Source organism: Limisphaera ngatamarikiensis (genome assembly GCF_011044775.1).
Taxonomy (GTDB): domain Bacteria; phylum Verrucomicrobiota; class Verrucomicrobiia; order Limisphaerales; family Limisphaeraceae; genus Limisphaera; species Limisphaera ngatamarikiensis.
Genome location: NZ_JAAKYA010000016.1, coordinates 1 through 2,925, shown reverse-complemented (window position 1 = coordinate 2,925; position 2,925 = coordinate 1). Strand labels below are relative to the sequence as shown.

Genomic DNA, 2,925 nt, shown 5'->3' with positions numbered 1-2,925 from the left:
GGCTGACACCATGAAATCGCCCACCCCACCCGTCGCCCCGACCCCAACCCCCCAACCCAACCCGCCCGGTTGGCTGCGCCGGCACCTCCGCATCTACGCCGCCCTGTGGCGCAACTCGGTCACGCGCGAGATGACCTTCAAAACCAATTTCCTCCTCTGGATCGTGGTCGAGCTGCTGTGGTTCGCCCTGCAACTCTGTTTCATCGGCGTCCTCTACCTCCACACCGACGCCATCGGCACGTGGACCCGGTGGCAGGTCGTGTTGCTGGTCGGCACCAGCCACTTCATCCAGGAGATCTTCCAGGCCTTTTTCCTCATCAACTGCGCCAACCTCAGCGAGCTGGTTCGAACCGGCAAACTCGATTTCCTGCTGGTACTACCGGCCAATTCGCGGTTTCTGGTCTCCCTCCGGCAGGTGGACCTGGGCAGCTTCGTCAACGCCGCCACCGCCCTCGTGGTCATGGGCTACGCCGCCCATCAACTGGACCTGCAACTGACACCCGCCCGGCTGCTGGCTTTCTCGGCCCTCTGTCTCTGCGGGATCCTGGTCCATTACTCGCTCATGTTCCTGCTGGCCTCCATCAGCTTCTGGACCGTCAAGGCCCAGGGCATCGTCTGGGGCTACTACAACCTGTTTCAGCTGGCGCGCATGCCGGATGAGGCCTTCCGCGGATTGTTCCGCGTGGTGTTCACCTTCGTCTTCCCCGTGTTGCTGGTCACCAACGTGCCGGTACGCGTGCTGGCCGAGAAATTGGATTCTCCTTTCTGGCCGTGTCTGCTGGTCCTGCTGGCCGCCCTCTGCCTGGTACTGTCGGAATGGGGTTGGCGCCTCTCCCTGCGCCGCTACACCAGCGCCAGTTCCTGAACCGGAGCCCCCCAACAGCCCCGCACGCCGCCTCCTCAACCCCCACCCGCCGCCACCTCCCCGCGTCAAACCCGACCCCGCTGCCGGTTCACCTCGTACAAAAACACCGCCGAGGCACTCCCCACATTCAACGAGTCCACCCCGGGCGCCATCGGAATGGCCACCATCTCGTCGCACACGGACACGGTCGCCTCCGTCAAACCGCTCCCTTCACTGCCAAACACCAGACAACAGTCGCCCCGCAAATCCGCCTTCGACAGGGGCGTGGCCTCCGGCCGCGGATGCGCCGCCACACACCGGATGCCGTACGACTGCAGCTCCCGCAACGTGTGCGTCAACCGCACCGCCTCCACCACCGGAATCCGAAACACCGTGCCCATCGACGTCCGCACCGCCCGCCGCAACCACGGACTGCTGCAGGTCTCCCCCACCACCAAACCCTGCACGCCAAAAGCTGCACTGTTCCGCACCAGCACCCCCACGTTCTCTGCATTCGACAAACCCTCCATCGCCACCCACAACTGCGGCCGCGCCAACCCCGCCACCAGCTCCTCCAACGGCCGCGGCGGCGGAATCCGGGCCACCGCCAGCAAACCCTGATACATCGTAAATCCCGTCAGGGTCTCCAACAGCGACTTCTCCGCCACAAACACCCGGATCCGTTCCGGCCGCGCCGCCAGTTGCCCCGACAAAACCTCCAGCCACTTCGGCGGCATCAGCATCGACACGATCTCCAGGTCCGATTCCAACAGCCGCCGCACCACCTTCTCCCCCTCCGCCACAAACAAATTCAACGCACGATGCGTCGCATCCCAGCGCATCGTCCGATAGGGACGCAGCTCCGGCCGATCCAGATCCGTAATCCGTTCCACCTCGTACATGAGCCCTCAAACCCGATCCGAACCCGCCGAACCGGCCCCACCCGCACCGGGCGGGCCCACCCGCTCCAGCCGCGCATGCCGAAACGCATCGTCACACGTCAGCACAAACCGCCCGCAAATCCCCTCCGGCGTCAAAAACCGCTGCAACAGCCGCGCCGGAAACTCCACCACCAGACCTTCCACCGACCGCGCCCGCACCGTCTGCACCTCACCACGGTAATACGGCAAAAACTCGTCGGGCGTCAGCCGCAGATCCAACGTGAACCGTGGCATGGCCCCGACACCTCCCGCCCTCAAAGACTCAACGTCGGCGAGGGCTGATCCTGCGACGTCACCATCACCTGCACATGACGCGCCCCCAAGCGCTCCACCCGTTCCCGAATCGCGCCCAGCGCCAGCTCCGGCCGGTTGCAGTCCCGGCTCAAATGCGCCAGCAACACATGTTGCATCGCATCCCCCACCACCTGCTCAAAACCCTCCGCCGCCGCCTCATTCGACAAATGACCGTGCCGGCTCAGGATCCGCTGTTTCAGGCTCCACGGCCGGTGCGGACACTCCTGCAGCATCCGCACGTCATGGTTGGTTTCCAAAACCAGGACCCGCGCATTCCGCACCCGATCCCCCACCAACCGGGTGAAATGCCCCAGATCCGTCGCAAACGCCACCCGGCCCGACACCGTCCGCAACACAAACCCCACCGGATCCTGCGCATCATGCGGGACACTGAAACTCTCCACCACCACGTCCCCGATCTCGAAGGTCGCCCCCGTCGTGAACAACCGGAAATCAAAGCTCATGTCGTGGTACCGCACGATCTCCTCCGCCGTGGCCCGGTTGCAATACACCGGCAACCCCAGCTTGCCCGCCAACCCCGCCAAACCGGCAATGTGATCCGTGTGCTCGTGCGTCACCAGAATCCCATGCAGCGTCTCCGGACTCCGCCCGATCTGCGCCAGACGCAAACGAATCTGCCGCGGCGAGAACCCCGCATCAATCAACAGCCGGGTCTCGTCCGTCTCCAAATACGCGCAGTTGCCGCCCGAACCACTGCCCAGAATCGTCAGTCGCACAGCCACGGCGTGACGGTAGGAACCCCCACCGGCCGGCGCAAATGTTTTATGAACCCGCCCGGCCCCTGCCCCCGGGCCCACCCCACCCACCCCGTCCCCGCGCCCGAAC

Annotated in this window: 4 protein-coding genes; 1 reads left to right on the top strand and 3 read right to left on the bottom strand. The window is 65.0% G+C overall.

Annotation, left to right across the window (positions count from 1 at the left end; genetic code table 11):
* A partial coding sequence (locus tag G4L39_RS03355; RefSeq protein ID WP_240893765.1) for an ABC transporter permease occupies positions 1-865 on the top strand: 865 nt, incomplete at its 5' end.
* A gap of 65 nt (positions 866-930) precedes the next feature.
* Here the strand turns inward: G4L39_RS03355 and G4L39_RS15325 are convergent.
* The 3 genes from G4L39_RS15325 to G4L39_RS03340 are packed head-to-tail and all read right to left on the bottom strand — an operon-like array spanning position 931 to position 2,822.
* On the bottom strand, positions 931-1,746 hold the full coding sequence (locus G4L39_RS15325; protein WP_165105910.1) for a TrmH family RNA methyltransferase: 816 nt from the start codon (positions 1,744-1,746) through the stop codon (positions 931-933).
* A gap of 6 nt (positions 1,747-1,752) precedes the next feature.
* Positions 1,753-2,019 (bottom strand): DUF2835 family protein, encoded by a 267-nt coding sequence (locus tag G4L39_RS03345; RefSeq protein ID WP_165105908.1) that lies wholly within the window; start codon positions 2,017-2,019, stop codon positions 1,753-1,755.
* 20 nt (positions 2,020-2,039) lie between these two features.
* Positions 2,040-2,822, bottom strand: a complete 783-nt coding sequence (locus tag G4L39_RS03340) for an MBL fold metallo-hydrolase (protein WP_205880750.1) — start codon at positions 2,820-2,822, stop codon at positions 2,040-2,042.
* Positions 2,823-2,925 lie beyond the last annotated feature (103 nt).

Coding starts and splice junctions, on each gene's coding strand:
- G4L39_RS15325 (WP_165105910.1), bottom strand. CDS start 1,746: ATGTACGAGGTGGAACGGATTACGGATCTGGATCGGCCGGAGCTGCGT.
- G4L39_RS03345 (WP_165105908.1), bottom strand. CDS start 2,019: ATGCCACGGTTCACGTTGGATCTGCGGCTGACGCCCGACGAGTTTTTG.